The sequence below is a fragment of the Veillonella magna genome (genome assembly GCF_959600285.1).
GTDB classification, from domain to species: Bacteria; Bacillota; Negativicutes; order Veillonellales; family Veillonellaceae; genus Veillonella_A; species Veillonella_A magna.
The window spans coordinates 276,556-301,324 of the sequence record NZ_CAUGKU010000001.1 but is presented as its reverse complement, the minus strand read 5'-3'; the positions used below and the strand labels follow the sequence as shown (position 1 = coordinate 301,324).

Sequence of the window (24,769 nt, the reverse complement as noted above, 5' to 3'; positions counted from 1 at the left end):
AAATACGATTGTAATTGAATGTCGCAGAGACGGCGACAGCGGTTACCGTGAGGAGATACCCGTTGCGTGAGCAACGGGTATTTTTTATGAATAACGGATATGTTATGAATACCGTAGAAGGCAAAGAGGTGTAAGTACAATGATGCGTAAATTCGATGAAAAGAACTATACATGGGACGGGGTAGACACATTGGTGTACAAAGCAGATGGCAGTCCTTTTAAGGATGTAACCAGACAGGTGCTTTTTGATGGAGCTTTTGATATTCCCTGCCAGTTTCGTTATTTTGAAGTTAAGCCTGGTGGATATTCAACCTTGGAATACCATGAGCACACGCACATGGTTATGATTTTTCGCGGGCACGGACAATGTTTGTTGGGGGATGAAATAAAAGATGTTAAGGTAGGCGACTTCATTGAAATCCCCAGCCATACGATTCATCAATTTCGCGCCAATAAAGGAGATTATGTAGGATTTCTATGTTTGGTAAACAAAGATCGTGATAAGGTGAAATTATTGGATGATACACAAATGGCTGAACTAATGGCTAAGCCGCATATTAAGGCCTTTTTGGAAAGTTGCTGATACGATTGCGTTAGATTTCTACATGACTTGACAAAAAAGCTACATATCATACAGGCTACCTCTATAGTAAATGCTAAAATTTGTGGTATAATAAACCGTTGAACACTTGAAATCTTACATGAAGTATAGATTGCATAAGCGTGGAATAGAGAACAAAAAGGAATATAGCCTTAAGGAGGATTACTGATGATTCGCGAAAATCTTCGTAATGTAGCAATTATCGCGCACGTTGACCATGGTAAAACAACTTTGGTGGATGCGCTGTTAAAACAGAGCCATATTTTCCGTGAAAACGAAAAGGTTGCGGAACGCGTTATGGACTCTAATGACTTGGAACGTGAAAGAGGGATTACCATTCTTTCCAAGAACACGGCAGTTATGCACAACGATGTAAAAATCAACATCGTTGATACCCCGGGCCATGCCGATTTCGGCGGTGAAGTAGAACGTGTACTCAACATGGTTGACGGCGTACTGCTTTTGGTTGATGCATTTGAAGGTCCGATGCCGCAGACAAAATATGTATTGCGCAAAGCATTGGAACAGAAATTAAAGCCTATCGTAGTTATTAATAAAATCGACCGTCCCGACCAGCGTGTTAAGGAAGTGGAAGATGAAGTATTGGAACTTTTCATGGAACTCGATGCCGACGACGATCAGCTCGACTTCCCGGTAGTTTATGCATCCGCTCGTGACGGTATTGCCAAACTCAGTATGGATGACGAAGGCAAGAATATGGATCCGCTCTTCCAGGTATTGATTAAAGAAATTCCGGCGCCGAGCGGTGATATCGACGGCCCATTGCAATTCATGGTAACGACTCTTGACTATGATGATTATGTAGGTAAAATTGCTGTTGGTCGTATTGTGCGCGGTCGCATGAAAACCGGCCAGCAGGTAGCTATCATGAACGGTGAAAGTACACGAAAAGCTAAAATCGGTCGTGTATACACATATAATGGTTTAAATCGTGTAGAAACCGATGAAGCAGCTATGGGCGACATTATTGCATTCATTGGCATTGAAGATATTAACATCGGTGAAACGGTAGCGGACGTAGAAAATCCGGAAGCATTGCCGTCCATCTCCATTGATGAACCGACATTGTCCATGGTGTTCTCCGTCAATAACTCGCCTTTTGCCGGTCGCGAAGGGGAATTTGTAACCAGCCGTCACTTACGCGATCGTTTGTTTAAAGAAGTACAGACGAATGTATCTATGAAAGTAGAAGAAACCGAGTCTCCGGATGCTTTCAAAGTATCCGGTCGTGGTGAGCTTCACTTGGCTGTACTCATCGAAACTATGCGTCGCGAAGGCTATGAATTACAGGTAGGGAAGCCGCGTGTAATTTATAAACGCATCAACGATCAGTTGTGCGAACCATTGGAACACTTGACTATTGATGTACCGCAGGAATTTATGGGAACGGTTATGGAAAACCTCGGTGCACGCAAGGCTGAATTAATTAATATGAATGAATTGGCTGGTTATCTTCGCATGGAATTTATTATTCCGGCGCGCGGCCTTATCGGTTTCCGCGCACAGTTCTTGACCAGCACCAAAGGTAACGGTATCATGAACCATGTATTCCATGGTTATGCACCGTTCAAAGGTGAAATCCCGGGGCGTACGCGTGGTGCTTTGGTAGCCTTTGAAGATGGTGAAACAACACCGTATGGCTTGAACTCTGTACAGGATCGCGGTACTCTCTTCGTGGGACCGAATGAACCGGTATATACCGGTCGCATCATTGGTGAAAATGCGCGCGAAATGGATATGGACGTGAACCCATGTAAGAAGAAACACGTTACCAATATGCGTTCTAGCTCCTCCGATGAAGCTGTTCGCTTGGTACCGCCGCGTATCTTCAGCTTGGAACAGGCATTGGAATGGATTAACGATGATGAACTCGTAGAAGTTACTCCGAAGAGTATTCGCATGCGCAAGACCATCCTTGATCGTGCTGCTCGTGCTAAGGCTGCTAAATCCGGTCGCTGATAAAAAGAACATGATGGCAGGAGTTGAAAAAGGCTCTTGGTATGATGGCGAATGTAAAGTGCGCACTAAGGGAATAGACTCCCTTGGTGCGCACTTTGTGCTATAGAGAGTTAAAGGTATAATCTATGTCACACGAAGAAGCGGATTAGATATAGGGATTGATAAGATGACATTGGCATGTTAGTTGATGAGATCGCACCAGTGTACTAGTTGATGAGATTATGTTCAGTGTGCTAAGTAATGGCTCCGATTTAGAGTGAGGATAAGAGGTGAATTTGATGAAGCGTACAGGAGTTGTGACATCGCATACGGTACGTATTAACGATGAACAGTTAACGTTTGAATTGACAAGAAAAGCAGTGAAGCGCATTAATTTGCGCGTAGTAAAAGACGGATCAGTGAAGGTGTCGGCAGCGCCGCGGGTACCGCTTCATCGCATTGAGGCTTTTGTAATTACAGAAGCCGATTTTATTCGGCGCGCTCGTGCGCAGCTGGCTATGGCGGCAATAAAACGACCGGATCCGTTTCGATACAGGAACGGAGATATTTTTACTGTATTGGGCACATCGGTAACTTTACGGATTCAATGGGTGTCGGCGCCGAAAGAAGAAGGATGCTATTACGATACGGCAAGCGGTGAGGTATGGTTGTATGTTGTGGCTGATGCCGACGAGGTACATCGGCGACGAATATTGGAGCGTTTTTGGCGTGAGTTGGGAAAGAAGACTTTTCCGCCGTTGCTTATGACGGCGTTGGAAGCGATGCGGCAACAGGGATACAAAGGGCCGGTGCCGGAACTGCGTATGCGTCGAATGAAAAGTCGCTGGGGTTCATGTATGCCGTCGCGACCCTGGATTACTATGAATACGCGATTACTGGAAGGACCGCACGAATATATTTATTATGTAATGGTCCATGAAGCAGCACATTTACTGAGGGCTGATCACTCACCGGCCTTTCATGCATTGGTGGCGCATGAGTTGCCGCAGTGGCCTATGCTAAAGAAAGCGCTTAATGACTATTTTAGAAACAAGCCTATGCTATAATAAAAATAGATTGTTTACGGATAGATTAGAAAAAGATAAAAACAATAAAGAACGAATAGTTTGAATCGAGGAGGGATGTCATGCGACCGTTTGTACATTTACACGGACATACGGAATATAGTTTAACTGACGGTATCAGCCGATTGCCGGAGTTAGTGGCGAGGGCTAAGGAGCTTGAGATGCCGGCATTGGCCGTAACGGATCACGGGAATATGTACGGTGCCGTTTATTTTTATAAAGAGGCAAAGAAGGCAGGGATTAAACCGATTATCGGCTGCGAGGTATATGTGACATCCGGCAGCCGATTCGATCGACCGGAAAGCGGAGCTAAGCGAGATCGATTAAAGCATTTAATTTTGTTGGCGGAAACGATGGAAGGCTACCGAAATATCGTAAAAATCGTATCGAAAGCATCTACGGAAGGATTTTTTTACAAGCCACGGGCGGATCATGAGTTGCTACGTACCTACAAGAATGGGATTATAGCTCTCAGTGCCTGTATTCAAGGGGAAATCCCGCAAATGATTTTGCAGGATAACCCGGAAGGGGCTCGACGCACCTTGGAATGGTATATCGAAACCTATGGCAAGAATAATTTCTTTTTGGAAATTCAAAATCACGGCTTGCCGGAAGAGATTAGGGCACAAGAGGCGTTGATTGCATTGGCTAAGGAATACGGCGTCGGATTGGTATGCTCCAATGATTTTCATTACGTATTGAAGGAAGATGCGGAAGCACAGGATATAAAGGTTTGTATTGCCACCGGCCGTAAACGGGATGAGGAGAATCGCTTGAAATTTCCTAATGATGAATTTTATTTAAAGAGTGGCGATGAAATGGCAGCCCTCTTTAGCCATGTACCGGAGGCCTTGGATAATACACTGGCTATTGCGGAGCGATGTAATGTAGAATTTAATTTTGATGAGCATCACTTGCCCCACTTTGATGTGCCGGAAGGGGAAACGGCGGCCACGTATTTGCGAAAGATATGTGAAGCCGAGGTACCGCGCTTGTACGGTACGATGACGCCGGAGGTGGCTAAGCGTCTTGATTATGAGTTAGGCGTTATTGGTAAGATGGGCTTTGACGATTACTTTCTCATTGTGTGGGACTATGTGCGATATGCGCGGGAGCATGATATTCTTGTCGGCCCGGGCCGCGGCAGTGCGGCCGGTTCGGTAGTGGCATATTTATTGGGAATTACCGGACTTGATCCATTAAAGTATGACCTTCTCTTTGAACGATTTTTAAATCCGGAACGCGTAAGTATGCCTGATATTGATATCGATTTTTGCTATGAAAAGCGGGGTAAAGCTATCGAGTATGTAACGCACAAATATGGGCAAGCGCGGGTAGCACAGATTATAACCTTCGGAACGGAAGCGGCTCGTGCGGTTATTCGTGATGTCGGTCGTGTTATAGATATGCCGTTGGCGGAAGTGAATCGCATTGCTAAGATGATACCTAATGAGTTGGGGATTACCTTAACCAAAGCATTGGCCGGCAAAGAATTGAAAGAGTTGTATACGACTAATCCGGCAGTTAAGGAATTATTCGACTTGGGATTAAAATTAGAAGGAATTGCCAGGAACTCCTCTACACATGCGGCAGGGGTGGTAATTTCTGCCGATCCCTTGGACGATCATGTACCAGTACAAAATTCCGGTGAAGACGGTGTTGTTACTCAATACGACAAGGATAATGTAGAAGAGCTGGGCCTATTAAAGATGGACTTTTTGGGTTTGCGCACCTTGACGGTAATGAACGATGCGTTGGAGCTTATCAAGGCTAACCGCGGAGAAAGTATTGATTTGAATGCAATTCCTTTAGATGATGAGGCTGCCTGTGCTATGCTTCGTCGCGGTGAAACAGCCGGCGTGTTCCAGCTGGAGTCGGAAGGAATTACAAAACTGGTTATGGATTTACGACCGACACATTTTGAAGATTTAATTCCTTTGGTAGCGCTGTATCGTCCTGGACCGTTAGGCAGTGGCATGGTAGAGGATTTTATTAAACGCCGTCACGGTGAGAAGGAAGTTACCTATCTTCATCCTTTGTTGGAACCCATCTTAAAAGATACTTTCGGTGTTATTTTGTATCAGGAACAAGTTATGCAAATTGCGTCGGCCATGGGCGGCTTTTCGCTGGGACAAGCGGATTTGATGCGTCGTGCTATGGGGAAGAAGAAGGAAGCTGTCTTAAAAGCGCAACGTGATTCCTTTATTGAAGGCGCTATCAAAAATCAGATTGATGAAGCTATTGCCAATGAAGTATTTGATTTGCTGGTGTACTTTGCCGGTTATGGCTTTAATAAATCGCATAGTGCGGCGTATGCGTATATTGCGTATCAAACGGCCTACTTGAAGGCGCATTATTTCCCGGAATTTATGGCGGCTACTATGTCTAGCTTTATGTCCAACGGTGATAAAATTTCTTTTTATATTAATGAATGCAAAAAGCATGGTGTGTCTGTGTTGGGGCCGGACATTAATTATAGTGAACGCACATTTGCCGTACAAAATAATGCGATACGATTTGGTTTGGGCGGTATTAAACATGTCGGAGAAAATGCTATTGAAGCGCTTATTGCGGAGCGACGTAAGGGTGGAGTGTATACATCCTTAGTTGATTTTTGCAAACGGGTGGAAGCCAGAGTGGTGAATCGTAAGCTGCTAGAAAGTTTGATTCGCTGTGGTGCTATGGACAGCTTTCGGGAAAATAGAAATCAACTATTAGCTATTCATGAACGTGCGCAAAGCATGGGGCAGCGCTTGCAAAAGGAAAATGCGCGCGGTGCGGTTAGTCTGTTTGGAGAAGAGACGGCGGTAGAAGAGATTACAGCGCCGGTGTTGGAAGATTTATCCGAAGAGGAAAAACTGCGTGATGAGAAGGATTATACCGGTTTTTATATTACCGGTCATCCGTTGAATGCATTTGCCGAAGAGATGAAAGGTTTATTTGAATTGGGGCGTTTGCGGGAAGAAGCAGAGCGTTATGATGGAACGAAGGTTACCGTCGGCGGGCTCATTGTCAATAAGGTAGATCGTATGACGCGACGCAATGAAGTGATGTCGATTATTCAAGTAGAAGATTTTTCGGGAACGGCGGATATTGTTACCTTTCCGCAGGTGTATCGGCGGGATCAATATTGTATGGCTGTAGACATGGCGGTGCGCGTTGAAGGGCGTATTGATGCTGACGAAAAAGGCGTACAGATTATTGCTGAATCCGTGGCTCCTTTGAAGATTGACTACAGTCGGGCGAAAGGCGTGGTGTTGCATATTCGCCCTGGTTATGATACAGCAGAAGCTAGCACTAAATTAAAGGACCTGCTTATCTCGGCCGATGGGGAGGTGCCGGTAGCATTTTATTTGCATCGCCAGCGCAAGCGTATGGCTGCGGATAAAGCTTATTATTTTACACCGGGAACAAGTATTTGCCGCAAAATAGAGGAAATTTTAGGTCCTCAAAGCGTAGAAATAGTGCAAGGTAACATAGTATAATGAAGCCAATATAAGACATAACGTGCGATTGGTAAAGAGGTGTAAGTGATGGATAAAAAGACAAAGATTGTATGTACCATAGGGCCCAGTACAGATGCACCGGGCGTATTGGAAGCAATGCTTCGCGCAGGTATGAATGTGGCACGCTTTAATTTTTCTCATGGCAGTTATGAAGAGCATGCTGCGCGTATGCAAGCGGTGCGAGATGCATCAAAAATTACGGGAATTCCAGTTGCAATTATGCTGGATACTAAGGGACCAGAAATTCGGTTGGGACATTTTAAGAATGGGAAAGTACAATTGGAAGCCGGCAAGCCCTTTACCTTGACTATGCGTGATATAGAGGGGGATGCTACTATTTGCTCCGTAAATCACAAAGGTTTAGTGGATGATGTGAAAGTAGGTAGTCGCATTCTTCTGTCCGATGGTTTGGTAACGCTTACCGTGGATGCCATTGAAGGAACGGAAATACACACAACTATCATGAACAGCGGGCCTATGAGTGATCGTAAACGCGTAGCCGTGCCGGGTGTAGCCCTTAGCTTACCGCCTGTGTCGGACAGCGATATTGCGGATTTGCGCTTTGGTTGTGAACAAGGGGTAGACTATGTGGCGGCCTCCTTTATGCAGCGGGGCACTGATGTGGTAGCAATCCGCCGAGTTCTGGAAGAGGAAGGTCAGGACATTAAGATAATTTCCAAGATTGAAAATGAAGAAGGCCTTACCAATTTGGATGATATTCTGAAAATGTCCGACGGTCTTATGGTAGCTCGTGGGGATCTTGGTGTGGAAATTCCGGCAGAGGAAGTACCGGTGTTACAAAAAATGATGATTGCCAAGTGTAATCATGCGGCAAAGCCGGTTATTACAGCAACGCAGATGTTGGAGTCTATGACGCAGAATCCACGACCTACAAGAGCGGAAGCCAGTGACGTTGCCAATGCCATTTTGGATGGTACCGATGCGGTTATGCTTTCCGGTGAAACGGCTGGCGGTAATTATCCGGTAGAAGCGGTGGCTACGATGGCACGTATTGCGCGAGTGACGGAGCAATCTGCTTTGTATTGTGAGGCTGATCACAGTCTTCAAATTTCCGAAGCACAAACGACGGATGCCATCAGTACGGCGACGGTAAATGTAGCCAAAGCCTTAGAGGCAGCAGCCATTATTACATGTACGGAAAGCGGTAAAACAGCGATGAGCATTTCGCGTAATCGACCGTCTGCTAAAATTTTGGCGGTTACGCCGCATGAAGAAACGATTCGGCGATTACAATTATATTGGGGGGTAGAAGCAGTACACGGAGCAGCGCACAGTAATTCAGATGAGATGGTGTATAGTTCCATCAGTGCTTCTTTGGCAGAAGGACATATCGAGCCGGGGGATTTGGTCGTGATTACTGCCGGCGTACCGTCCGGTGAATCGGGTACAACCAATATGATTCGTGTTCACGTAGTCGGACAGGCGGTCTTGTCAGGAAACGGTGTTGGTAAAGGGGCGGCTACCGGCCATGTATGCTTGGCGTATAATGCAAGCGAAGCACAAAGCATGTTCCGCGATGGTGATATTCTCGTTGTTCGTACGTTGGAACCGGAGCTTATGCCGCTTGCCAAACGTGCTGGTGCTATCATTTCGGCAGAAGATGGCTACACATCGACGACGGCTATTGCCGGCATTAACTTTGGAATTCCCGTTATTCTTGGCGTAGATGATGCGGAACGCGTATTGAAGAACGGTATGGTTGTTACCGTTGACGGACCGCGGGGAAAAGTATACGAAGGAATTGCTAACGCACGTTAGGTATTTTAGTTCAAGTCCTACATATAGATAGTGCAAGTCAAGTCTTATGAATGATATTGCTCAATCTGTATGCAGGACTTTTTTTACTTTAATGGTGACCATCAATAGAGCGAAAGAGAATGACATTGTTCAATCTAACTGTGGGGCATCTGTAATTCAGTGAGTAATGAGTAGTCATAATCTTCGATGCAGAGATTGTGCCGTATGGTATAATGTCAATAGGAATTACAGGAAAGGAGCCGGTTATGAATCGCAAAGAGTTACAGCAAGTGCTGGAAGCATTGACTCGAGAGGAAGTCAATCGCGTAGGGTGTGATACAAAGAAGCCGCATAAGGTGGCGTTGGTATATCCGAATACATATTTTGTGGGTATGAGCAATTTAGGCCTGCAAATTATATATGAGGAAATCAATGAGCGCGAGGATAGTGTGGCGGAGCGCGTATTTTTGCCTTCTAAAAAAGAAATGGAAGCGTATGAACGAACACGGACACCGCTTATGAGTGTGGAGTCACAGCGTTATCTTTGTGATTTTGAAGTTATCGGTATCGATATTACCTTTGAAATGGATTATTTTCATATTCCGTGGATACTGAAGGCCGGTCAGGTAGCGGTACGAGCCGAGCATCGCCGCGAGTATGATCCGATTGTCATTGGCGGCGGACCATGTGCTACCTTCAATCCGGAACCGTTGGCGGATTTTTTTGATGCATTCATTATAGGTGAAGGTGAAGGCGTTATCAGCGAGGCATTGGAGATTATTTATGATGCACGGCGTAATGGTGTAGCACGGCAAGAGTTGTTGCAGAAGTTATCAAAGATAGCGGGGATATATGTACCCTCTTTGTATGAACCGGTATACGGAGAACATGGCGTGTTTGCAGGCTATCGGGCTGAAGAAGGAGTCCCTCGTCGAGTATTGCGACGACATGCGCCTTTGGTGCGGGGCGGAGAAACGGTAGTGGCTACGGACTTTACGGAATTTGGTGCCATGTATATTGTTGAGGTTGCCCGTGGTTGTGGTCGTCATTGCCGTTTTTGTATGGCTGGGTATTGTTATCGAAAACCTCGGGTTCGTCCATTGGAGATATTAAAGGCTGGGGTAGATCGAGCGGCTGAGTTGGGCAAAAAAGTAGGACTCATGGGAGCGGCAATTTCCGATTATCCTGAAATAGATGCGTTGGTACGCTACATTCGCTCAAAAGGATTGCGCTACTCCTGTGCATCGCTTCGTGCCGATTCATTGACCGCAGATGTAGTTCAGGGGTTGGCAGACAGCGGACAACAAACAATTACCATTGCCCCAGAGGCAGGGAGTGAGCGCCTGCGTCGGGTGATTAATAAAGGTATTACCAATGATGACTTACGTCATGCGGTAACGTTGGCAGCTGGTGCAGGGATACCTCATATAAGGTTATATATAATGGTGGGACTGCCTACAGAAACAGAGGAAGATATTGATGCGATTATCACCATGGCCGAGGAAGTGCAAGCGCATATGGAAACGGTCGGTTGTCACGGGCGATTAACGCTGAGTGTGAATCCGTTTATTCCCAAGCCGTTCACTCCTTTTCAGTGGATGCCGATGACGGATAAAAAAATAGTTGCCAAACGTTTACAGCGTTTAAAGCAAGGCTTGCGGAAAAATCGTCGCATTGAGGTATTGGTGGAGTCGCCTAAGGAAGCATACATTCAAGGTGTATTGGCTCGTGGGGATCGCCGTTGGAGTAAGGCTATTGCATATGCAGCAGAGCGAAATGGAGTTAAAAGTTTTCTTGAGGCCTGTGAGGAGCTTGACCTATCTATGGAAGATGAGCTATATCGCTCACGGTCGGAATGTGAACCGCAGCCTTGGGATATATTGGATATGGGCTTGCGTGATGATTATCTAACCGAAGAATGGCATCGTAGCACGGAGGAAGCCTATACGGCACCTTGCTGTGATGGCTGCCGGCGATGTGGTGTATGCGGTCGAGAGGTGTAATATGAGAAGTATTTTACAAAATAATAACCGAACGGTGGTGTACGAAGGTACATCGGATTGGTTGAAAAGCTGGTCTTTTGAAGCGGCCGTTAACTTGAATCAATTCCCGTTGATGCACGGTGTTACACGACGTTTCGGCGGTGTATCGAAGGGGTGCTTTTCTTCCTTTAACCTAGGTTTGCACGTGGAAGATGAAATAGAGGATGTGTGGGAAAATCGGAAGCGACTGGCCAAACATTTAGGTGTTACGCCGGATGTTCTCACCTGTGGTCAACAGGTACATGGCTTAGGGGTAACGGAAGTAACGAAAGCAGACATCGGTAAAGGAGCGTTCGCATTTGATGCAGCGATTCCCAACAGTGATGCGATTTTTACTCGCCTTAAGGAAGTCCCGTTATTATTGATGGTAGCGGATTGCGTGCCGGTACTTCTGTATGATGCTGCGCATGAAGCCGTGGCATTGGCGCATGCAGGCTGGCGAGGGACTATTGGACATATTTCGGTGCTTACCCTAGAGGCTATGCACAGTGCGTATGGCACGGAACCGGAACGCTGCTATGCGTATCTCGGGCCGTCCATCGGACCTAAATCTTTTGAAGTAGAAGAATCCCTGGCCGATACGTTTCGCATGGCAAAAGCCGGATTGAAACGATTGGTAACATATCATCGTCGACCGGGGGCATCCGTGATGACTCCGCATATCGACTTGAAGGGATTTATTGCAGATGATCTTTTAAATTGGGGTGTTCCGTCGTCTCATATTACGGTGTCGGCTACGGATAGTATGACTAATGCGGGGTGTTATTCGCATCGTAGAGATCATGGTCATACCGGTAGGATGGCGATGTTTGCTAAGTTGATTAAACGGAGGTAAAACATTATTCTATACATTACCGATAAGTCATAGTATAATGAGGACATATGCAAGTAGATTTACGACGATTGCCGGAAGGCAATTGTCTGTGAGGAGGCTTATAGATGATCGAAGCAGCGTTGAAAGAAGTACGCCGGCGGATGGATGAGGCAATGGCCAGGGCCGGGCGCGTCGATCAGGCGATGTTGGTTGCGGTTACCAAAAACCACCCGGTCAGTGCTGTGGAAGAAGCGGCACAGTTAGGCGTGCGTGTAGTCGGTGAAAACCGCGTACAAGAGGCGAAGAAAAAAATATTGGCCTACAAGGGACCCGCATTGGAATGGCATCTCATCGGTCATTTGCAGGTAAATAAAGTGCGACAGGCGGTACCGTTATTTTCCTTGATTCATTCTGTAGACAGCTGTAAGCTGTTGGATGAAATCGAGCGTGTAGCGGCTAAGCATGATAAGGTGCAGGATGTACTGTTACAGGTAAACGTAGCTCGCGAGGCAAGTAAATCGGGTATGGCGGTAGAGGAGTTTCCGACGGTACGCGATTATGCTAATACCTTGCCCCATGTACGGGTACGTGGCCTTATGTGCATGGCGCCGTTTTTTGAAGATCCTGAGGAGGCACGACCTATATTCAGGGTAGCCGACGCACTGTATGAAGATATGAAACAGTATTTTCCCGCCGGACAGATTAAGTATTTGTCAATGGGAATGACGCATGATTTTGAAGTAGCTTTGGAAGAAGGCGCCAATATAGTTCGTGTAGGTACGGCGATTTTCGGCGAACGCGTGTATGACTAACGGCGTGTACATGTAGGAGGGTACATAATGGGTTTATCTTGGAAGGGCATTAAAGATTATTTCACAGGTAATGAAGCAGATGAGTACGGCGATGACATTTATGAAGAAGAGGAAGGTACGGATTATGAACCGGTAGCACCGGCTCCGGTAGCAACTCCGACACCGGCATCTTCGTTCCGTTCGTCTAAGACAGGAGGCTATAATTCAGTGGCAACACGTCCGACAGCAATGAAAGTAGTCGTTGTAGAACCTAAAGTGTTTGAAGACTCGCAGAATATTGTCAATCATTTACGGGAAATGCGCCCGGTAGTCATTAACTATGAAAATACGGATCCGCAAATCGCGGCTCGCATTGGTGATTTTGTGTGCGGGTCTACCTTTGCATTGGATGGTAAATTGGAAAAAATCGGCAAGGATATTTTTATTTGTGTACCGATGAATATTACTGTTGATTACAGTGATACGGCGTATGCAGATTTATCCGATAAATTAACCTGGAAAGAACCGCAGTTATAATCTGTTAACATATGCGGTTATCATAAAGACCGGGTATGATTGCTTTGTTACAACAGGTATTAGATAAGTAGATTAGATTGGTAGTAAGTAACTGAGTAATATAGTAGGAGCTGATGAAGGGTGAAAAAACGTATTCTATTTATAGGCATCGGTGCGATGGGCGGTGCCGTTTTGCGTGGCTGCCTTACATCAGGAGCAATGACGGACGCGGATGTAGTAGGTGTGGTTAATACAAAGATACATGCTAAGGCATTAACCGAGGAACTCGGTATTCCTGTATCGGCAGAACTTAATGATGTGGATAGTGCTGATGTGATTGTATTAGGAGTTAAGCCGCAGATATTGCAAAGTTCGGTATTAGCACAGCTATCGAAGGTAAAAAAAGATTGCCTTATTATTTCCATGGCAGCCGGTATTCCGTTGGGTACATTAGAAGGAGCTGTTCCGCAGGCTATATGGTATCGCATTATGCCTAATATGCCGGCTGCTATTGGAGCCGGTTTTGTGGCAGTAACGGCCGGCACAAAGGGAAATGATTGTTTGACGGCATGGGTAACGAATCTGCTGAACTCATTAGGTGAAAGTGCAGTTGTGTCCGAAGCGGATTTGGAACGGCTAGGTGCTCTTGCTGGAGCTGGTCCGGGATATGCCTTTGTTATTATGGATGCGTTGGCCGATGCCGGTGTTCGTATCGGCTTAACGCGGCGTCTTGCGTTGCGTGCGGCAATTCAAACGTTATACGGTGCCGGCTTTATGGCTATAAAGACAGAACAGCATCCTGCTGTATTACGTGATCAGGTAACCTCGCCGGGAGGTACGACAATTGCCGGTATTGCCGCTATGGAAAAGGGCGGCTTGCGCTCAGCTCTGCATGACGGTGTGGTGGCTTGTTACCAACGAGCACAGGAACTGGGGAAGAAAGAGAATTGAAGGATAAAGAAAAATTAATTAGATATTTTGAAGCATCTGGTAACGGTGAGGCGGCACGGCGCATGCTTGATTTAGCTGAGCAGGTTGTAGCAGGTAAGCCGTATCGGGTAACGGAGTTCATGTCGCCGGCAGGGCTGACAATTGCCGATGCGGTACGGGCACAGTATCCGCAGTTGCGTGTTGAGTCCGGTGGCGGTTATGAAGGTGCGGAACGCCTGCGTGTGGCATTTATTGATGCCGCTTATCAGGGACCTGTTGACTTAGGGTTGACAGCATTGAAGGTGTCGTGGGATCCGCGATTTCGTTTGTTGACACATCGAGATGTATTAGGGTCTTTAATGGGACTTGGCATTGAACGAGATCATTTCGGCGATATTATTATGCGATCCGGCGGTGCGCAGCTTATTGTAGATAGCACCGTGGCGGATTATGTAGTGTCCAATTTTACAAAGATTGCTATGGTTAGCGTTAGTGTAGAACCTATGGACATTTCCGAAATACAGCCGAAAGAAGAAAAAATCAAGGAAATACGTACGACGGTAGCATCACTTCGCCTTGATGCGGTAGCGTCATCGGGGTTCAGTGTATCGCGGACCAAGTTGGTAAGTGCCGTAAATGCCGGCTTGTTACAGGTGAACTGGCAGTCTGCCAAAGGACCATCTCAAGAGGTTAAGGAAGGCGATGTGATTTCTATGCGAGGTCGCGGTCGCATGAAGGTGGAAGCGATTACGGGTACGTCACGTAAAGGACGTATCGGCGTGTATCTGAAACGATTTATGTAATAGGAGGCGTACCATGATTACACCGATGGATATACATAATAAAGAATTTGAAAAGGGCTTTCGCGGCTATGACAGCGATGCAGTAGATGCTTTTTTAGCGGAGCTCGTGCGCGACTATGAAACATTGTATCGCGATAATCGAGAAATGACCGATAAAATAGAACAACTGGAAAAGCGGTTGGCGCAGTACGAGCAGATGGAAGCTACCATGAATAATACATTGGTGTTGGCGCAAGAAACCGGCGAAAACGTAAAAAATGCAGCGCGCAAGGAAGCAGAACTCATTGTGAAGGAAGCTGAGCAGCAGCGCAATGAAATTATGGCCTCTGCAGAACGTTCTGTGCGTGAAGCACAGGCTAAGCATGCTATTATACGCAATGAAATTTCCGTATTTAAGGCCAAGGTGGAGGCGCTTTTGCAGTCCCAGCTGAAAATGGCGGAAGGCTATGTGTTGGAAGTCAGCGAGGTACCGGCAACACTGGATGAACGTCATGCTGCCGCAGGGCACACGGAAACAGATTCAAAGGATGATATGTTGGCAGCGGCCATTATGAAGCAGGCTGCTGGTGAAGTGTAGCGGTGTAAGACTGTTACAGTATAGTCGCATACGAAGATGTCAATCGGCTTGATTGTATCAAGCCGTTTTTGACGTATTATGGTACATATGAAAATTCGTTATATGTAATGTGCGCGGATAGAAATTATTGTTGTATCGGATATGAAGCGGAGGACTATGTTATGGTGATGTTGGAAGTGACGATGAAAAACCGTCCTTGCTTGGTAGTCGGCGGCGGCGCGGTAGCGGAGCGGCGTATCGGATTGCTTCTTGCAGACGATGCAGACGTAACTGTTATAAGTCCAAAGGTAACGGATACTATTGAAAAGTGGGCCGAGAACGGTGAAATCAACCTGGTTCGGGAAGGCTATGAAAAAGGTCAACTGACACGGGCTGATTTTGTGGTTGTCGCCACGGATTCGCCTATGCTTAATAGGCAGTGTGCAAAAGAGGCACGGGCGATGGGCGCATTGGTTAATCGTGCCGATGATAACGATGATTGTGATTTTGTATTTCCCATGACGGTACGAGAAGGTGCTTTGACGGTGGCAGTAGCCGGCGATAAGGCAAGTCCTCGCCTTTTGAAATTAGTGGGACAGGATATTCGGCAGCGGTATCGTTTGGTGGCAACGATTATGCCTGCGTTAAAAGACATACGTAACGAGGTCAAATTACTATTGCCTACATCAAAGGAGCGCCAAGCATTTTGGCAGAAACATTTCGGTGAGGTGGAGTTGACTCAGATTATAGAAGGAAAATGGAAACTGGTAGAGGAGAAAGTAAGATATGCAGTTAGTCGTATTGGGATTAAACCATAGAAGTGCACCAGTAGCGGTGCGAGAACGCTTTTCCTTCGATAAAGAAGAAGTGAAGGATGCGTTAAAGCATGTATACGAGCATGAAGCGGTGGCGGAATGCGTACTGCTGTCTACCTGCAATCGCACGGAACTATATGCGGTGTTGGAAGATGTAGCAGAACCGCATGATTTTATGCTGCAGTTGCTGAAGCATATCAAGGGCGCCGAACAGTTGATTACGGATGATCAATGGTTTTTCTTTTATGAAGGAAGGGAAATGATTGCCCATTTATTCAATGTAGCATCCAGTTTGGATTCCTTGGTTATCGGTGAAGGCCAAATCCTTAGCCAACTCAAGGTGGCCTATATCACGGCATATAGTCAAGGCCTTACGGGACCTATTTTTAATATTATATTCCAACGTGCTATCAGCGTGGGTAAACGGGTGCGGACGATGACGGGCATTGCTAATACACCGGTGTCTGTCAGCTATGCAGCGGTAAATTTAGCTGAGGATGCATTGACTAAGCCTATGGAAGACGCAAAGGTACTCATTCTCGGCGCCGGCACAATGAGTGAATTAACGGCTACGCATTTACAGTCGAAGGGCGTTAAGAGTATGTTTGTATCGAATCGTACGTATCATAAGGCAGAAGAGCTAGCCCGACGTTTCGGAGGCAAGGCCATTCACTTTGATGCTTTTGCAGAACAAGCAAAGGATGCAGATATTTTAATTACTTCCACCGGAGCACCCCATTATGTGATTGGACCGGAACAGGCAAAAGCCATTGCAGAGGAACGTGGCGGTGAACCAATCGTTATGATTGATATTGCCGTACCTCGCGATATTGATCCGGAGGTAGCGGATATTCCCGGTGTGTATCTCTTCAATATTGATTCTTTGGAAAGTGTCGTAGAGGAGAACAAGCACCAGCGCGAGGCGGAAGCAGAAAAGGCAAAGCCGATTATTGCAGAGGCTATCGGTGATATTGAAGAAAAGCTTAGTTACCTGTCAGTGCGGCCGTTAATGGTGCTTTTATCGGATAAGGCAGAACGGATTCGTCGGCGTGAATTACATAGAGCTATGGCAAAATTTCCCGATGCTACCGACAGGGAACGTAAGATAATGGAAAATATGTCGCGCATGATTGTGCGCAAGTTGTTGCGGGAGCCTATGATTCGCTTTGGTGAAGTAGCCGGTAAAGATGAAGAAGGCGAATATTGGAATTTATTCCGCGAGATGTTCGATCTGGAGAAGGAGAGGCGTTCACTATGAGAGAGGTTATTCGTATCGGGACTCGTCAAAGTGCACTAGCACTGTGGCAAGCAGAGTACGTCGCAGAGCGTCTGCGCACATTGTATCCGATGTGTCGAGTTGAATTGGTACATCATACTACAAAAGGTGATCGCATTCTGGAAAAACCGTTAGCAGAGATTGGCGGCAAAGGCTTGTTTACGGAAGAATTGGAAGCTTCTATGCGTAGCGGTGATGTTGATATCGCGGTGCATAGCTTAAAGGATATGCCGACAGAGTTGCCGGATGGCCTTATTTTGGGAGCTATCACAGCTCGTGAAGTACCGTGTGATGTCTTGGTGTCTCCAAAATATAAAACATTGGATCAGTTACCACAAGGTGCTAAGGTAGGGACCAGTAGCCTGCGTCGTCAGGCACAGCTGTTGCACCAGCGTCCGGATTTAACGATTTGTATGCTTCGCGGCAATGTGCAAACTAGATTACGCAAGTTGGATGAAGAAGGATTTGATGCGATTGTATTGGCCCAGGCCGGTCTAAAACGCTTAGGTTTAGAAGATAAAATAACACAGGTGTTTACGGTGGATGAACTCATTCCTGCTGTAGGGCAAGGGGCACTCGCTATAGAATGCCGTAGTGATGATGAGGAAATGTTGCGTTTGTTGGAACCGTTGAATGATGAAACGACGATGTGGTGCACACGCGGCGAACGTAGTTTCCTTCGCCAGTTGGACGGTGGCTGTCAGGTACCAATGGGGGTGCATGGCACGGTGCGCAAAGGTCAACTTACATTAAAAGGAATTATGTGCTCTTTGGATGGCAAGACTTGTTATGAGGGCGAAATGTCCGGACCGCAAAAGAGTGCTGAGATTCTAGGACGTAATTTAGCAAAAGCTTTATACGAAGAAGGCGGCAAGAGCATTATTGAAGATTTGGTTCAGAAGGGAGTCCTATAATGGCAGGTGTGGTGTATTTAATCGGTGCCGGTCCCGGCGATTATAAACTCATTACTGTAAAAGGCAAGGAGTGTATTGAAAAAGCAGATGTCATCATATACGACTATTTGGCAGATACACATCTTTTGCGGTGGGCACGACCCGATGCGGAGCTGATTTATGCAGGTAAGCAATGCAAGAATCACACGCTGCATCAATATGAAATTAATGAAATCCTGATTGATAGAGGGTTAAAAGGTAAGACGGTGGCACGTTTAAAAGGTGGTGATCCGCTAGTATTTGGACGTGGCGGTGAAGAAGCTATGGCATTGGCCGAGGCCGGTGTGCCATTTGAATTTGTTCCCGGCGTTACTTCCGGTATTTCAGCACCAGCTTATGCAGGAATTCCGGTAACACAGCGAGCTATGGCAACTTCCTTTGCCATTGTTACCGGTCATGAAGATCCGACGAAAAGTGTATCGGGTATTCATTGGGAAGGATTAGCTACAGCAGTGGATACCTTGTGCTTTGTTATGGGGGTAGGTAATTTGCCGCTTATCTCTTCAAAGCTGATAGAGCATGGTCGTCCGGCTAATACACCGGTAGCGGTTATTCGTTGGGGCACTAAGCCCATCCAGGAAACCTTGGTATCGACATTAGAAAATGTAGCCTATGATGTAGCTAAGGCAGGTCTAAAACCGCCGGCTGTTGTTGTTGTAGGCGATGTGGTAAATCTCCGAGATAAGCTCAGATGGTTTGACACAAAACCACTATTCGGAAAGCGTATTGTAGTAACGCGAGCACGCTCCCAAGCCAGTGCATTAGTATCACGGTTGGAGGAGTTAGGTGCCGATGTTGTTGAAGCAGCTGCAATTCGAACAGAGGCATTACCAATAGATGTAGCAACGGCAGAGTTAGTGGCGAAAGCAGGTTCCTACAAGGTGATAACCTTTACTTCGGCTCAAGGTGTTCACTACTTCTTTCAAGCATTAGAAGCACAACAGTTGGATAGCCGCAGCTTGGGTCAGGCAAAGATATGTGCTATCGGTAGTGCTACGGCGAAGGCATTAAAAGCGAAGGGCCTATTAGCGGATATTGTGCCGACTAACTATCAGGCAGAGTCTGTGGTGGAAGCATTGTCACCGGTAATGACTACCGGCGATAAGATGCTTCTCATTCAGCCGAAGGTAGCGCGTCATGTTATTGAGAAGGGGCTGACTGCGCAGGGAATTACTGTAGATGTAGCTCGTTTGTATGAAACCGTACAGGACACGTCGCGTCGCGAGCTTTTGAGAGATCATTTAACGACTGGTGATGTGGATTATATTACCTTTACCAGCTCTTCCACAGTGACGAATACCTTGTCGTTGCTTGGAGAGAATGCAAAAGAACTGATGGCCAACGTACGCGTTGTTTGCATTGGACCTATTACGGCAGCCACCTGTGTAGAAAACGGCCTTACGCCGGATATTATTGGTGAGACATTTACTATCCCGGCCATGGTAGATATGATTGTAGCCGATGCGACAGCTGGTGTATAAATTGTGCAGTAAGATATATATGTAAGATATGGGCAGTCAGCCTCGGGCTGAGGTCCGAGTGTCGACTGTTTGTAGATAATTAGCAGAGTTCTGAAGTGAGGAGACGATGTATAATGTTAGATTTAACCTATCGCCCACGTCGTTTGCGGACGACGCCGGCTATGCGTGCATTAGTAAGAGAAACAACGTTGCAAACGGAGGATTTGGTATATCCGCTCTTTATCGTGCCCGGCGAAGGTGTACGGGAACCTATTGAATCACTGCCCGGACAATATCATCTTTCCGTTGATGAAGCTGTTAAAACAGCTAAGGAAGCATATGAGTTAGGCATTCCTGGCGTAGAAATATTTGGTTTACCTACCTATAAGGACGAGCAGGGCTCTTCGGCATGGGATATGAATCAGCCGGTGCAACAGGCTATTAAAGCTATTCGTGAAACAGTACCGAATCTGATTGTAATTTCTGATGTATGTTTGTGCCAGTATACGAGTACCGGTCATTGTGGTTGTGTGGAAGACCATGAAGTATTGAATGATGAAACCTTGCCATTACTTGCAAAAGTGGCGGTTAGTCATGCAAAGGCTGGTGCGCACATGGTAGCTCCGTCAGACATGATGGATGGCCGTGTGGCAGTTATACGTGAAGCGTTGGATGAAGAAGGCTTTACTAATGTATCCATCATGAGCTATGCTGCTAAATATGCATCTGCTTATTACGGCCCATTCCGTGATGCGGTACATTCTGCTCCGGAGTTTGGCGATCGCAAAGGCTATCAGATGGATGAAGCCAATCGTTTGGAAGCTATGCGTGAAATCGAACTGGATATCCGCGAAGGCGCTGATATTATTATGATTAAGCCGGCGTTGTCGTACTTGGATATCGTGCGCGAAGCACGGGATAATTTTGATTATCCCTTAGCCGTATACAATGTTAGCGGTGAATACGCTATGGTTAAAACGGCAGCGAAGGCCGGTTTAGTGGATGAAAAGCGTATTGTACTGGAAACATTGCTCTCCATGAAGCGTGCCGGTGCGAAAATTATCATCACTTACCATGCCCTTGATGTAGCGCGCTGGTTGCAGGAAAAATAAGGAGGCACCATGCTTAATTTAGATAAATCTCATAAGGCCTTTGCAGAGGCTAAGCTGTATATGCCGGGTGGTGTTAATAGCCCTGTTCGTTCCTATCGTAGTGTGGGTTCGGAACCGCCGTTTATTGCCTCGGCCTCCGGAGATCGTATTTATGATATTGACGGTAATGAATATATAGACTATGTATTGTCTTGGGGCCCGATGATTTTGGGGCATGCTAATGCGGAAGTAGTGGCAGCTTTGCAAGAAGCCGTATTGCGCGGTACCAGCTATGGTGCTCCGACTTTGCTTGAAACAGAAGTGGCTAAGAAGATTCAGGCTTTTATGCCAACGATGGAAATGCTCCGTATGGTTAATTCTGGTACAGAAGCTACTATGAGTGCGTTACGTGTAGCGCGCGGTTTTACCGGCCGTGATAAAATTGTTAAATTTGTAGGTTGTTATCACGGGCATAGTGATAGCCTACTTGTCAAAGCAGGATCGGGTTTAGCTACTTTCGGTGTACCGGATAGTCCAGGTGTACCGGCTGGTGCAGCAGCGGATACAATTACTATGCCCTACAATGATAGCCAAGCAATTCGAGGGCTCTTTGATGAACAAGGAGATACGATTGCTGCTGTTATCGTTGAACCGGTAGCCGGTAATATGGGGTGTGTGCCACCGGTGCCGGGCTTCCTGGAAACCTTGCGAGAAGTTACTGAGGAACACGGTGCTCTGCTCATATTTGATGAAGTAATGTGCGGCTTCAGAGCCAGCGCAGGTGGCGCCCAAAAATTATATGGTATCATCCCGGATTTAACCTGTCTCGGCAAGATTGTTGGAGGCGGGATGCCGATGGCCGTATTTGGCGGGCGCAAAGATGTGATGAGTTGTGTAGCACCGGCCGGGCCGGTATATCAGGCAGGTACGTTAAGTGGTAATCCTATTGCTATGACGGCGGGCTTGGCAACACTATCTGTATTGCAGCGGGATCCGACTATTTTCCGCCGCGTCGAAGCAGCTACAAAGGAGCTGTGTGAAGGATTGGAACGTCTTGGTGAAGCCGCTGGTGTACCGGTGACAGTACAGCGTGTAGGCTCTATGTTTACCTTGTTCTTCCATGATGGTCCGGTATGTAACTTTGACGATGCATCGGCGTGTGACATGGAGGCCTTTAAGACTTTCTTCCATTATAATTTGGAACATGGAATTTACTATGCACCAAGTCAGTATGAAAGTAATTTTGTATCGGTTATGCATAATCCAAAGGAAATTGAAAAAACGTTGGCTGTTGCGGAAGAAGCCTTTCATCTTCTTAAATAAAAAGAAAGTACATTGTAGTGTACGGCAGTGAGCTGTGAATAGGGCATGTAGAAAATCGTGGTGGTCACTGTATTTTTTTTTCTACATACGATATAATAACAGTGGGCATAGTGAAAGTAATAGGTACTAATCATAGATGACTAACTATGCAAATAGATAGTTGTTTGCGTACGAAGTCTTTCCTATGCTTATGGAGTACATAAGCGAAGGAGGCAATGATATGGCAGTAACAGGCGTTGCGGAACACGAATTATATGGTAAGTGCCCGTACGTGACGGTACAGAAGGTATTGACCGGCAAATGGACTTTACTGATCATGCACCACTTAGAAAATGGCCCCTTGCGATTCAAGGAGCTGGAACGCGTATTGGCACCAATCACACAGGCTACCTTAACGAAGCAGTTGCGCACGATGGAACGAAACGGTTTGATTCACCGTAAAGTATATAATCAGATTCCGCCAAAGGTAGAATATTCGCTTAGCGAAATAGGAGCTAAATTTAGCGGTGTCTTGGCAGCTCTCGGTGAATGGGGACAGGATTATCTTGATTATCTGCGCGAAGAGGGCGAAATTGATATGGATAAATAAAGCGTAGCGGAGGGAACATCATGGAAATGCGAACGGAGGAATTGCGGGCAGCAGCCAGAAAAAGTCTGGATGAATGCTTGGCAGATAGCGTGGTTCCCAAGGAACTATGGCCGGATATTGAGGCGTGGCTCGTTGAAACGGGCTTGGGCGCAATATATCTGGAAGGACGGGAGGCCGTTGGCGCATGGTGGGCTTCCCGTGAAGTGGCGCGGTTAGGATATGCGATTAATTTCGCAAAGTGTGGTTGCTTGCCGGGAAATTGGTTCCCGGAAGGTGAAAATTGGCTATTGGCACAGGCGGAGGCAAAGTTCCGCTTGGTAGCCGATTGGGAAACACTTATTGCCAATGCCGCCTTAGAGCGGATATAACAGCATATAGCGATAAACCGGATGCCTTGTGTATCCGGTTTTCTCGTTTAGAAAAGGAGTGAGGCCATGCAGAAGGTAGAAAAAGGTGTCAGCTTATCGGTAGTCACATTGAGCTGGCCTATCTTTATCGAAATATTTTTACAAATGCTGGTAGGAAATATAGATCAATTCATGATGAGTCATTATTCACAAGAAGCGGTAGCCGCTGTAGCTAATGCAAATCAAATTATGAATATTTTTATTATGCTCATTATCGTCATGAGTACAGCTAGTACCATATTGATTGCACAGTTTCGCGGTGCTAAGCAAACGGAGTCGCTGAATGAGGTGGGAACGGTAAGTGTGGCTTTTAATTTGGTGTTCAGCTTTACCGCGGCTTGTTTAATCTGGCTGTTTCATGAAACTTTTTTTCACTGGCTTGGTGTACCGGCAGATATCTTTGCAGAGACATCGCTGTATATGAATATTGTTGCGGTCAGTATACCGATAACCGGTGTATATACGGCATTTGTTGCCATGTTTCGTGGTTATTCTTTGCCAGTTATTTCTATGATGGTGGCCTTCGTAATGAATGTCATTCACATCATTAGTAATGCAATTTTAATTTACGGTTGGGGACCGATACCTTCTATGGGTGTGTTTGGGGTATCTTTGTCGACGACTTTGAGTAAGGCAGTAGGACTTATCATTATATACTGGTTATTTAAAACACAGTTACCGCTGCGTTTATCATGGCAGTATATATGGCCGGTCCCAAAGCGGATGCTAAAAGCATTGTTGCGTATAGGTGTACCGTCCGGTGGAGAAACTTTGTCGTATCAGCTGTCACAAACGACAATTATGATGATGGTTAATCTGTTAGGATTAGTGGTCATCAACACAAAGGTGTATGTATATATTATTGCTATGTTCTGTTATATGTATACGATTGCATTAGCCAATGCGGCGCAAATTGTAGTTGGCTTTTTAGTTGGGGCTAATAGAGAAGAAGAAATTTCACGACGTGTATGGCAGACGGTAGGCATAGGTCTTTGTGTCAGTGTGGGCTTGACCGGTATTTTTTATGTATTTAGCGATAGCGTGTTAGGACTTTTTACAAGAGATCCGGATATGCTTGCCTTGGGACATACTATTTTAGGCATTGAAATGGTTTTGGAAATCGGTCGTTCTGTTAATATTGTAATGGTGCAATGCTTACAGGCCGCTGGGGATATTAGAACTCCGATGTTAGTCGGTGTATTTGGTATGTGGTTGTGTGCAGTTACCTTGTCGTATATCTTCGGCCTGCAATTAGGATGGGGTCTTCTAGGAATTTGGTGGGCAATGGCTATTGATGAAGGGGTACGAGCACTCATCTTTGTATGGCGTTGGCAAAGTGGTAAGTGGAAAAATCGTAAGCTTATTGCCAATGTATGATGTACCATGAAAAGGGCTAGTCTAAAGTATATTGAGTAGGCTATAATAGTAAATATCATGATGTGGCGGAGAGGTCATGCATGGTAGAGCGGTTATGTCGATGGAGTCGTATACGGC

At 46.1% G+C, this 24,769-nt stretch carries 21 protein-coding genes; all 21 read left to right on the top strand.

The genetic code is table 11. The annotated features are described in order from the left end of the window. Positions 1-139: 139 nt before the first annotated feature. The 21 genes from Q5873_RS01360 to Q5873_RS01260 all read left to right on the top strand — a co-directional run bounded on the left by Q5873_RS01360 (position 140) and on the right by Q5873_RS01260 (position 24,652). On the top strand, positions 140-583 hold the full coding sequence (locus Q5873_RS01360) for a cupin domain-containing protein (RefSeq protein WP_028254612.1): 444 nt from the start codon (positions 140-142) through the stop codon (positions 581-583). 186 nt (positions 584-769) lie between these two features. Continuing rightward, entirely contained in the window at positions 770-2,581 is a 1,812-nt protein-coding gene (gene typA / locus Q5873_RS01355) for a translational GTPase TypA (RefSeq protein ID WP_028254611.1), read from the top strand. A gap of 278 nt (positions 2,582-2,859) precedes the next feature. Beyond that, positions 2,860-3,627, top strand: coding sequence for a M48 family metallopeptidase (locus Q5873_RS01350; protein ID WP_288190572.1), 768 nt, complete (start codon positions 2,860-2,862; stop codon positions 3,625-3,627). A gap of 80 nt (positions 3,628-3,707) precedes the next feature. After that, on the top strand, positions 3,708-7,130 hold the full coding sequence (locus Q5873_RS01345) for a DNA polymerase III subunit alpha (RefSeq protein WP_303058986.1): 3,423 nt from the start codon (positions 3,708-3,710) through the stop codon (positions 7,128-7,130). Between the two features lie 48 nt (positions 7,131-7,178). After that, entirely contained in the window at positions 7,179-8,930 is a 1,752-nt protein-coding gene (pyk, locus tag Q5873_RS01340; protein ID WP_303058985.1) for a pyruvate kinase, read from the top strand. Between the two features lie 245 nt (positions 8,931-9,175). Then, entirely contained in the window at positions 9,176-10,912 is a 1,737-nt protein-coding gene (locus Q5873_RS01335) for a radical SAM protein (protein WP_303058984.1), read from the top strand. A gap of 1 nt (position 10,913) precedes the next feature. After that, positions 10,914-11,786 (top strand): peptidoglycan editing factor PgeF, encoded by an 873-nt coding sequence (pgeF, locus tag Q5873_RS01330; RefSeq protein WP_303058983.1) that lies wholly within the window; start codon positions 10,914-10,916, stop codon positions 11,784-11,786. 104 nt (positions 11,787-11,890) lie between these two features. Next, positions 11,891-12,577, top strand: a complete 687-nt coding sequence (locus Q5873_RS01325) for a YggS family pyridoxal phosphate-dependent enzyme (protein ID WP_028254605.1) — start codon at positions 11,891-11,893, stop codon at positions 12,575-12,577. Positions 12,578-12,604: 27 nt separating this feature from the next. Continuing rightward, a complete protein-coding gene (locus Q5873_RS01320) occupies positions 12,605-13,093 on the top strand; it encodes a cell division protein SepF (protein WP_028254604.1) in 489 nt (162 codons plus the stop codon). Positions 13,094-13,213: 120 nt separating this feature from the next. Next, entirely contained in the window at positions 13,214-14,023 is an 810-nt protein-coding gene (proC, locus tag Q5873_RS01315) for a pyrroline-5-carboxylate reductase (protein WP_303058982.1), read from the top strand. After that, positions 14,020-14,805 carry a YlmH family RNA-binding protein gene (locus tag Q5873_RS01310; protein WP_288301329.1) on the top strand — a complete coding sequence of 262 codons (786 nt, stop codon included), beginning with the start codon at positions 14,020-14,022 and terminating at the stop codon, positions 14,803-14,805. Before proC ends, Q5873_RS01310 begins: the two co-directional genes overlap by 4 nt. A 13-nt stretch (positions 14,806-14,818) precedes the next feature. Then, entirely contained in the window at positions 14,819-15,382 is a 564-nt protein-coding gene (locus Q5873_RS01305; protein ID WP_288760809.1) for a DivIVA domain-containing protein, read from the top strand. A gap of 161 nt (positions 15,383-15,543) precedes the next feature. Next, positions 15,544-16,179: a precorrin-2 dehydrogenase/sirohydrochlorin ferrochelatase family protein gene (locus Q5873_RS01300; RefSeq protein ID WP_288190889.1), complete on the top strand. Its 636-nt coding sequence runs from the start codon at positions 15,544-15,546 to the stop codon at positions 16,177-16,179. Further along, positions 16,148-17,434 (top strand): glutamyl-tRNA reductase, encoded by a 1,287-nt coding sequence (gene hemA / locus Q5873_RS01295; protein WP_303058981.1) that lies wholly within the window; start codon positions 16,148-16,150, stop codon positions 17,432-17,434. Before Q5873_RS01300 ends, hemA begins: the two co-directional genes overlap by 32 nt. Next, positions 17,431-18,366 (top strand): hydroxymethylbilane synthase, encoded by a 936-nt coding sequence (gene hemC, locus Q5873_RS01290; RefSeq protein ID WP_289088634.1) that lies wholly within the window; start codon positions 17,431-17,433, stop codon positions 18,364-18,366. Before hemA ends, hemC begins: the two co-directional genes overlap by 4 nt. After that, on the top strand, positions 18,366-19,886 hold the full coding sequence (gene cobA / locus Q5873_RS01285; protein WP_303058980.1) for a uroporphyrinogen-III C-methyltransferase: 1,521 nt from the start codon (positions 18,366-18,368) through the stop codon (positions 19,884-19,886). Before hemC ends, cobA begins: the two co-directional genes overlap by 1 nt. 113 nt (positions 19,887-19,999) lie before the next feature. After that, positions 20,000-20,977 carry a porphobilinogen synthase gene (gene hemB, locus Q5873_RS01280; protein WP_205087963.1) on the top strand — a complete coding sequence of 326 codons (978 nt, stop codon included), beginning with the start codon at positions 20,000-20,002 and terminating at the stop codon, positions 20,975-20,977. A gap of 9 nt (positions 20,978-20,986) precedes the next feature. Beyond that, positions 20,987-22,279, top strand: coding sequence for a glutamate-1-semialdehyde 2,1-aminomutase (gene hemL, locus Q5873_RS01275; RefSeq protein ID WP_288189810.1), 1,293 nt, complete (start codon positions 20,987-20,989; stop codon positions 22,277-22,279). Positions 22,280-22,499: 220 nt separating this feature from the next. After that, complete coding sequence (locus Q5873_RS01270; RefSeq protein ID WP_303058979.1) at positions 22,500-22,868, top strand: winged helix-turn-helix transcriptional regulator; 369 nt, start codon at positions 22,500-22,502, stop codon at positions 22,866-22,868. 20 nt (positions 22,869-22,888) lie between these two features. Further along, positions 22,889-23,236 carry a hypothetical protein gene (locus tag Q5873_RS01265; protein ID WP_303058978.1) on the top strand — a complete coding sequence of 116 codons (348 nt, stop codon included), beginning with the start codon at positions 22,889-22,891 and terminating at the stop codon, positions 23,234-23,236. A gap of 66 nt (positions 23,237-23,302) precedes the next feature. Then, the gene (locus tag Q5873_RS01260; protein WP_288189807.1) at positions 23,303-24,652 is read left to right on the top strand and encodes an MATE family efflux transporter; all 1,350 of its coding nucleotides are present in this window, start codon (positions 23,303-23,305) and stop codon (positions 24,650-24,652) included. Positions 24,653-24,769: the final 117 nt, after the last annotated feature.

Coding starts and splice junctions, on each gene's coding strand:
- Q5873_RS01360 (WP_028254612.1), top strand. CDS start 140: ATGATGCGTAAATTCGATGAAAAGAACTATACATGGGACGGGGTAGAC.
- typA (WP_028254611.1), top strand. CDS start 770: ATGATTCGCGAAAATCTTCGTAATGTAGCAATTATCGCGCACGTTGAC.
- Q5873_RS01350 (WP_288190572.1), top strand. CDS start 2,860: ATGAAGCGTACAGGAGTTGTGACATCGCATACGGTACGTATTAACGAT.
- Q5873_RS01345 (WP_303058986.1), top strand. CDS start 3,708: ATGCGACCGTTTGTACATTTACACGGACATACGGAATATAGTTTAACT.
- pyk (WP_303058985.1), top strand. CDS start 7,179: ATGGATAAAAAGACAAAGATTGTATGTACCATAGGGCCCAGTACAGAT.
- Q5873_RS01335 (WP_303058984.1), top strand. CDS start 9,176: ATGAATCGCAAAGAGTTACAGCAAGTGCTGGAAGCATTGACTCGAGAG.
- pgeF (WP_303058983.1), top strand. CDS start 10,914: ATGAGAAGTATTTTACAAAATAATAACCGAACGGTGGTGTACGAAGGT.
- Q5873_RS01325 (WP_028254605.1), top strand. CDS start 11,891: ATGATCGAAGCAGCGTTGAAAGAAGTACGCCGGCGGATGGATGAGGCA.
- Q5873_RS01320 (WP_028254604.1), top strand. CDS start 12,605: ATGGGTTTATCTTGGAAGGGCATTAAAGATTATTTCACAGGTAATGAA.
- Q5873_RS01305 (WP_288760809.1), top strand. CDS start 14,819: ATGATTACACCGATGGATATACATAATAAAGAATTTGAAAAGGGCTTT.
- Q5873_RS01300 (WP_288190889.1), top strand. CDS start 15,544: ATGGTGATGTTGGAAGTGACGATGAAAAACCGTCCTTGCTTGGTAGTC.
- hemA (WP_303058981.1), top strand. CDS start 16,148: ATGCAGTTAGTCGTATTGGGATTAAACCATAGAAGTGCACCAGTAGCG.
- hemC (WP_289088634.1), top strand. CDS start 17,431: ATGAGAGAGGTTATTCGTATCGGGACTCGTCAAAGTGCACTAGCACTG.
- cobA (WP_303058980.1), top strand. CDS start 18,366: ATGGCAGGTGTGGTGTATTTAATCGGTGCCGGTCCCGGCGATTATAAA.
- hemB (WP_205087963.1), top strand. CDS start 20,000: ATGTTAGATTTAACCTATCGCCCACGTCGTTTGCGGACGACGCCGGCT.
- hemL (WP_288189810.1), top strand. CDS start 20,987: ATGCTTAATTTAGATAAATCTCATAAGGCCTTTGCAGAGGCTAAGCTG.
- Q5873_RS01270 (WP_303058979.1), top strand. CDS start 22,500: ATGGCAGTAACAGGCGTTGCGGAACACGAATTATATGGTAAGTGCCCG.
- Q5873_RS01265 (WP_303058978.1), top strand. CDS start 22,889: ATGGAAATGCGAACGGAGGAATTGCGGGCAGCAGCCAGAAAAAGTCTG.
- Q5873_RS01260 (WP_288189807.1), top strand. CDS start 23,303: ATGCAGAAGGTAGAAAAAGGTGTCAGCTTATCGGTAGTCACATTGAGC.